The 7,661-nt window shown below is 39.8% G+C and carries 6 protein-coding genes; all 6 read left to right on the top strand.

Features of this window, described 5'->3' with window-relative positions; genetic code table 11:
* Positions 1 to 257 (top strand): hypothetical protein (locus ACQKN2_RS24705; RefSeq protein ID WP_427417278.1); only part of this gene is annotated, 257 nt, incomplete at its 5' end.
* Positions 258 to 780: 523 nt separating this feature from the next.
* Positions 781 to 1,803, top strand: a complete 1,023-nt coding sequence (locus ACQKN2_RS24700; protein WP_427417277.1) for a glyceraldehyde-3-phosphate dehydrogenase — start codon at positions 781 to 783, stop codon at positions 1,801 to 1,803.
* A gap of 290 nt (positions 1,804 to 2,093) precedes the next feature.
* Positions 2,094 to 2,564, top strand: a complete 471-nt coding sequence (gene nrdR / locus ACQKN2_RS24695) for a transcriptional regulator NrdR (protein WP_049667519.1) — start codon at positions 2,094 to 2,096, stop codon at positions 2,562 to 2,564.
* Positions 2,565 to 2,579: 15 nt separating this feature from the next.
* The gene (locus ACQKN2_RS24690) at positions 2,580 to 3,962 is read left to right on the top strand and encodes a replication initiation and membrane attachment family protein (RefSeq protein ID WP_427417276.1); all 1,383 of its coding nucleotides are present in this window, start codon (positions 2,580 to 2,582) and stop codon (positions 3,960 to 3,962) included.
* Positions 3,963 to 3,964: 2 nt separating this feature from the next.
* Positions 3,965 to 4,903 (top strand): primosomal protein DnaI, encoded by a 939-nt coding sequence (dnaI, locus tag ACQKN2_RS24685; RefSeq protein WP_427417279.1) that lies wholly within the window; start codon positions 3,965 to 3,967, stop codon positions 4,901 to 4,903.
* Between the two features lie 553 nt (positions 4,904 to 5,456).
* Entirely contained in the window at positions 5,457 to 7,388 is a 1,932-nt protein-coding gene (gene thrS / locus ACQKN2_RS24680; protein WP_427417275.1) for a threonine--tRNA ligase, read from the top strand.
* Positions 7,389 to 7,661 lie beyond the last annotated feature (273 nt).

Raw genomic sequence — 7,661 nt, 5'->3', positions numbered from 1 at the left:
CTTCCTGGGGGCGTCCGATGAGCCGCTTCACTCGCGCTGCTCGCTGCAGGGTCTCGGGCCAACACGATGTTGGTCACGAAGGCGTTATCACAGGACGTGATGCTTTTAGCCTTCGTTCCTCTATCGCTAATCCCCAAGGAGTCGCCCAGCCTCCACTCCAATCAACACTTTACATAGCAAGTATTTTCTTGAAGGGCACTCTAATTTATAGTTATAAAATTAGACTACAGCAGTTTTGTGAAAAAGCGAAGCATTAGCAATAGTTACAATGCGTCACTGTTATAAGTCTTTCCTGTTGGATAAGCAATAGTGTTACTTTTGAAATGAAAGAAATTCATAAAAATTCTACGCTATTGCTGATTGGAGTGGAAGGCTACTCGACTCCCGTGGGAAAGCGAGACAGGCGAGACCCTGGACGGAGCGCAGCGGAGGAAGCGGCTCGACGTTCGCCCACAGGAAGCTCTGCTCTGCGCGAAAGCGAAGCGTCAGCGACAAAGCGAGTAGCCTGGAACGGAAATCACCCTTTAAAGTGCCACACAATTCACCGAGATTTCCTTGCCATGTTTTTTCAACAACATGGGTGCGTAGCAAGAACATTTTGATATGCATTTTTTTGTGAGTTTATACCATAATAAGGACTAATTTAGGCGATTTTATTTTTCAGAAAATAAGAACTTTAATATTATGAATATATAATGTTCATCTTTTTTGAAATTGTGTTATACTATTCGCATAAAGTATATAATTAATCTGAGTATGACTCACAGGAGGATTTTATAAATGACAGTATCAGTTGCTATTAATGGTTTCGGACGTATCGGACGTATGGTTTTCCGCCAAGCGATCGTGCAAGAAGGTTTAAATATCGTTGCAATTAACGCTAGCTATCCAGCTGAAACGTTAGCACATTTGATTAAGTATGACACAAATCACGGAACATTCGAGGGTTCAGTGGAGCCTGCAGGCGATGCTTTAATTGTAAATGGTAAACGTGTTCAAATTATTAGCGAACGCGACCCATTAAAATTACCATGGGCAACTATGGGTGTGGATATCGTTATTGAAGCAACTGGTAAATTTAATGATCGTGAAAAAGCAGCAATGCACTTAGAAGCAGGCGCAAAGAAAGTAATCTTAACAGCACCTGGTAAAAACGAGGACGTAACAATTGTTTTAGGTGTAAATGATGAGAAACTTGATATCTCAAAACATGATGTTATTTCAAATGCTTCTTGTACAACAAACTGCTTAGCACCAGTTGCTAAAGTGTTAAATGATACATTTGGTATCGAAAACGGATTAATGACAACAGTTCACGCTTATACAAATGACCAAAAGAATTTAGACAATCCACATAAAGATTTACGTCGTGCACGTGGTTGCGCACAATCAATCATTCCAACATCTACAGGTGCTGCCAAAGCATTAAAGTTAGTGTTACCTGAATTAGAAGGTAAAATTCATGGTATGGCACTTCGTGTTCCAACACCAAACGTATCATTAGTTGACCTAGTAGTTGATTTAAACACAGACGTAACTGTAGATTCTATCAATGCTGCATTCGTTAAGGCTGCTACTGAAGGTCCAATGAAAGGTATCTTAAACTTCTCAGTTGAGCCTCTAGTTTCTTCTGATTACAATACAACAACTTACTCTTCAACAGTAGATGGACTATCTACAATGGTAATGGGTAACCGCAAAGTGAAAGTACTTGCTTGGTACGACAATGAGTGGGGTTATTCAGCACGCGTTGTAGATCTTGTGAAAAAAGTGGCAAAAGCATTAGAAACGGTTAATGCTTAATCATTAATAAATCAATTATGCCTCGGCATAATTGCGTCCGGAATCGGCTTTGTGCCTGCACAAAGAACTCCTGACCGATTCTGTGACATCCGCTGAAAGAAGTTAAACTAAGCACATTGAAATCCGAGTGATTTCAATGTGCTTTTTTTGTTAGATTGCAGAATCTAGGCTTGTGCTTTCTACTTTCAAGGATTATCATGAGCACACTAGCGTCAATGCGCTTTTCTTCTACATAGGAAATTTGTTATAATAGAAATATTAAATTGTTGTGAAATCAGGAGAGTAATTATATGAGATGTCCATCTTGCCAATTTAACGGAACGCGTGTTGTGGATTCGAGGCCGGTTGATGATAATAAAGAAATTCGTAGACGTCGTGAATGTGAGTCATGTGGCTTCCGCTTTACAACGTTTGAAAAAATTGAAGAGACACCGTTAGTTGTAGTGAAAAAAGAAGGTTCACGAGAAGAATTTAGCCGTGAAAAGGTACTTCGTGGACTTATTCGTGCTTGCGAAAAACGACCTGTTTCTCTTGAAGTACTTGAAGGACTAGTAATGTCTATTGAAAAAGATCTTCGCCGTATTGGGAATTCTGAAGTCCGATCTGAGGATGTAGGAGAAATGGTAATGGATCGCTTAGCGAAAATCGATGAGGTTGCGTATGTGCGCTTTGCATCGGTTTATCGTCAATTTAAGGATATCAATGTCTTTATTGAAGAAATTAAAGAAATTATCCAACGCCAGACAGAGCAGAAATTATAGGAAACAGAGAGGGGAATGACGTTGATCCATTTGTATAAGGAATTACAGCCTGCTGATTCTTTTGACATTCGTCTACCTCATGCACTTTCTACGCAGGAGCGTCAATTAGTAACGCTTTTTTATCAGCCTTTAATTGGTGCGGAACCAATCAGCCTTTATTTAACATTATGGGCAGAGGCTGAGCAAATGCCAAAGCAGCAAATGACACATTATTATTTAATGAATGTGCTAGGGCTTCCTATTGGAAAAGTATTTGAAGCACGTATTGCGCTTGAAGCAATTGGCTTGTTACACACATGGAAAAAAGAGGGAGATGACGAGCGAAGCTTTTTATATGAGCTGATACGTCCACTTGATGCGGATAGTTTTATGAAAGACCCACTGCTGTCGATGTTTTTGTTTAGTAAAATTGGGGAGCAAGCTTATCGGAAGTTACGTCAGCGTTTTATTCCTGCTGCGAGAGATGCAGAATTTAAAGATGTATCGCGTGCCTTCATAGATGTTTTCAAGCCTGTAAGTACAAGGATTCCAGATGATTTACAAGTTGATACTAGTCGTAAGGATACACAGCAAAAGATATATCCGTTTTATTTTGACCAGTTTGACTTTGAACTGCTGCAAGCGGGCTTATCGGAGCAACTAGTACCGGCTAGCTTACTAACATTTGAGGTGCGAGAAACAATAGCGAAATTAGCATTTTTATACCGCTTAACGGCACTCGATATGCAAAAAGTAGTGATTCTGGCATTAGATGATGATCTAGGTATTTCACTGGAACGTTTACGTAAGGCTGCTGCGGATTTTTATAAGCTAACGGTATCAAAAGAACCACCAAAGCTCGCTAGAGTGAGTGAGCCGTCAGCCATAGAAGAATCAGGCCAAAAAACAAAGGATCAGGAGCTTCAGCAATATTTGGAGACGACTCCCCCAGTGCAAGTGCTGCGAGATATCAATAATGGCAAAGAACCTCTACAGACCTCCGTACGGCTTGCTGAGAGTTTAATTGTCCAGCATGGAATGCCAGTAGGGGTTGTTAATGCTCTTCTGGAATATGTAATGCTAACAACTGATATGAAGCTACCTAAGAAATATGTGGAAACGATTGCGGATCATTGGGTACGTAAAAATATTCAAACAGCAAAAGAAGCAATGGAGCTAGCACGTAAAGAGCATGATAAGTACACTACGTGGAAAAATAAACCCCAGTCTTCGGCAAAAAAGAACTCTTACACAAAAAATCGCCGAGAGGAAAAAGTACCAGATTGGTTTTATAAGCGTAATGAAAAATCAGAGGAAGTATTAAAAGATACAACGAATACTGACACTACTGATTTTGAAAAGGAAAGACAAAAGATATTAGAAAAATTAGGTAATATTCAAAATAAGGTAGGTGAATGACAATCGAACCGATTAATGGACCATTAAAAAGAGCAATTTCTGTACCATCATTTCAAGAACGATATGAAGCGATGCGTCGAGAGATTTTAGAAAACCCTCGTGTGCAAGAGTTTTTAGCTGAGCATATGGATGAGTTAAGCTATGATGCGGTTGAACGTAATTTACCGAAGCTCCATGAATTTATTAGCCAATCTACAGTCTGCTGTGGCTGTGACAATACAGAAAGTTGTACAAATTACTTAAAAGGTTTTTTACCTACTTTACGTGTAGTAAGGAGTACTGTTGAAATTGATTATGTAAGATGCGAGCAAAAGATACGTGAAGATGAGCGCCGAGATGTTGCTAATATGATAGCAAGTATGCATATGCCAAAGGATGTGCTACAAGCTACTATAAGTGATCTATTTATTGATGATCATACACGTATTGACATTGCAAACCGTGCGGCTGATTTTGTTCAAAATGTACTAGATACAGGGAATTTGCCTGCTAAGGGCTTTTATTTATATGGCCAATTTGGCGTGGGGAAATCTTTTGTGCTAGGCGCATTAGCTAATGAACTTGCGAAGGCTAAAGTAAAGTCAGTTGTAGTTTTCGTGCCTGAATTTTTACGAGAAATGAAAAATGCAATTGGCGACAACACATTGAATGAAAAAATAGACTATGTGAAAAAGGCACCAGTACTAATGCTTGATGATTTAGGAGCCGAAACAATGACTGCTTGGACGCGAGATGAAATTTTGGGGACTATTTTCCATTACCGCATGGCAGAGCAATTGCCAACATTCATTACATCTAATTTTAATTATGATGAGTTGGAGCATCATTTAGCACAGTCACAAAAAGGTGACATTGAGGTCGTGAAGGCTGGACGTGTTATGGAACGTATCAAAGCCTTGACAGAGCCGATTAAAATGAGTGGGCAAAATAGACGTATGTAAGATTGGCAGTTGCATTTTATGACAATCGAGCGTATACTGTCACATATAATAATTAACTTCCTTCAACTGGTGTCCAAACACTTGTAGCTGACGCTTCGCTTTCGCTACAAAAAACACTTGCTGAAAAAGTTAAAGCCTCCGGATTATGCCGAGGCATAATTGATCAAATGCATTGATGAGGACATGAATTTTGTGTAAGGCTTTTAGAGAGGGAAGTCATTGGCTGTAAGCTTCCTAGTTTGAGCACACTATTTACTACCTGCTGAGCAGCGAAAGGGATAATCTTTCGCCGGTCCCTAGCCCGTTAGCTAGCCTTGAGCTTCGTCTGACTATAAAAAGTCGGAAGGAAGAAGGGTGGAACCACGAGCATACGCTTCGTCCCTTTCGTAGGGACGGAGCTTTTTTTATTTTGTTCAGTGGAAAATAGTGGTGAACGAATGCGGATGTAGTTCCTTTTCAGTGGGTGTCCAAACACCTATTGAATGAGGATCAATTCCGGGGATTCTTTGACTTCAATCATGCATCACAACAAAACTATAAGGAGTGCAGAAAAATGTCAGATATGATTAAATTAACTTTCCCAGATGGCGCTGTAAAGGAATTTGCAAAAGGCACATCTACTGATGACGTAGCATTATCAATTAGCACAGGACTTCGTAAAAAAGCATATGCGGGTAAAGTGAATGGTGTCTTAGTCGATTTAAAAACACCAATTGAAGAGGATGCAACAATCTCAATTATTACACAGGATGATCAGGAAGCACTGGAAATCTTACGTCACTCTACTGCGCACTTAACAGCACAAGCGATTAAACGTTTATTCCCAGATGTTAAACTTGGTATCGGTCCAGTTATTGAAGGTGGCTTCTACTATGATATAGATGCACCAACAGCCATCACTGCAGAAGACCTACCGGCAATCGAAAAAGAAATGAAAAAAATTATCGCTGAAAACTTAGAGATAGAGCGCAAAAATGTTAGCCGTGCAGAAGCACAAGCGATTTATGAAAAAATCGGCGATGAATATAAATTAGAATTACTTGAAGCGATTCCAGCAGATGAGCAAGTTTCTATTTACCATCAAGGTGAATTTTTCGACCTTTGCCGTGGTATCCACGCACCATCGACTGGCAAGCTTCGTGAGTTCAAACTTCTTTCATTAGCGGGTGCTTACTGGAGAGGTAACTCAGATAACAAAATGCTACAACGTATTTATGGTACTGCATTCTTTAAAAAAGAAGAATTAAAACATCACCTACAAATGCTTGAAGAAGCAAAAGAACGTGATCACCGTAAAATCGGTAAAGAATTAGAGTTATTTACAACTTCTCAAAAAGTTGGTCAAGGTTTACCGCTATGGCTACCAAATGGTGCGACAATCCGTCGTGTTATTGAGCGCTATATTGTAGATAAAGAATTATCGCTTGGTTATAAGCATGTTTATACACCAGTACTTGGTTCTAAAGAGCTGTACCAAACTTCTGGTCACTGGGATCATTACCAAGATTCTATTTTCCCACCAATGGAAATGGACAATGAAACATTAATTATGCGTCCGATGAACTGCCCTCACCATATGATGGTGTACAAAAACAGCATGCATTCTTATCGTAACCTACCATTACGTATTGCAGAGCTTGGTACTATGCACCGTTACGAAATGTCAGGTGCTGTTTCAGGTTTACAACGTGTACGTGGGATGACTTTAAATGATGCACATATTTTCGTTCGTCCCGACCAAATTAAAGTCGAATTCCAAAAAGTAGTACAATTAATTTTAGAAGTTTACAAAGACTTCGATTTAAATGATTACTCATTCCGTTTATCTTACCGTGACCCAGCGGATACTGAAAAATACTTCGACGACGATGCAATGTGGGAAAAAGCACAAAGCATGTTAAAAGAGGCAATGGATGAGCTTGGCTTAGATTACTTTGAAGCTGAAGGTGAAGCTGCATTCTACGGTCCTAAACTTGACGTACAAGTAAAAACTGCAATTGGTAAAGAAGAAACTTTATCAACAGTTCAGCTTGACTTCTTATTACCAGAACGCTTTGACTTAACTTATGTAGGAGAAGATGGTAAACCACATCGTCCAGTTGTTATTCACCGTGGTGTAGTATCAACAATGGAACGCTTCGTTGCCTTCTTAATCGAAGAGTACAAAGGTGCATTCCCAACATGGTTAGCACCAGTACAAGTTGAAGTTATCCCAGTTTCAAACGAAGCACACTTCGATTATGCAAAACAAATTGAAGAGCAATTAACTGCAGCGGGCTTACGTGTTGAAATGGATGACCGTGAAGAAAAATTAGGCTACAAAATCCGTGAAGCACAAATGAAAAAAATCCCGTATATGCTTGTTATCGGAGACAAAGAAGTAGAGGCTGGTGGCGTAAACGTACGTCGTTACGGCTCAAAAGATTCAGAAACAATTAGCTTCCAAGACTTCTTAGCCAACATTAAAGCAGAAATCACAAAATAATTTTCGTAATTTTGCCGGCGAATATTCGATCAGATTCAAAAAGATTAGAATTCGCCGAGCAAAATCACCAAAAGTTTGGGATGTCATTTGTTAAATCGTATGCGATGTATAAAAGTTGATCTTCGTTACGACTGGGTGACTCCTTGGGGATTAGCGATAGAGGAACGAAGGCTAAAACCATCACATCCTGTGATAACGCCTTCGTGACCAACATCCTGTTGCTGCCGCTACGTTGCACTGCGCTTTCGCACAGAAAACATTTGTTGCCCCGAC

The organism is Lysinibacillus sp. NPDC093688, assembly GCF_050280145.1.
Classification (GTDB): Bacteria; Bacillota; Bacilli; order Bacillales_A; family Planococcaceae; genus Lysinibacillus; species Lysinibacillus xylanilyticus_B.
The sequence above is the reverse complement of the archived record's forward strand: the minus strand, read 5'-3'. Positions and strand labels throughout refer to the sequence as shown.

Coding starts and splice junctions, on each gene's coding strand:
- nrdR (WP_049667519.1), top strand. CDS start 2,094: ATGAGATGTCCATCTTGCCAATTTAACGGAACGCGTGTTGTGGATTCG.
- thrS (WP_427417275.1), top strand. CDS start 5,457: ATGTCAGATATGATTAAATTAACTTTCCCAGATGGCGCTGTAAAGGAA.
- ACQKN2_RS24700 (WP_427417277.1), top strand. CDS start 781: ATGACAGTATCAGTTGCTATTAATGGTTTCGGACGTATCGGACGTATG.
- ACQKN2_RS24690 (WP_427417276.1), top strand. CDS start 2,580: ATGACGTTGATCCATTTGTATAAGGAATTACAGCCTGCTGATTCTTTT.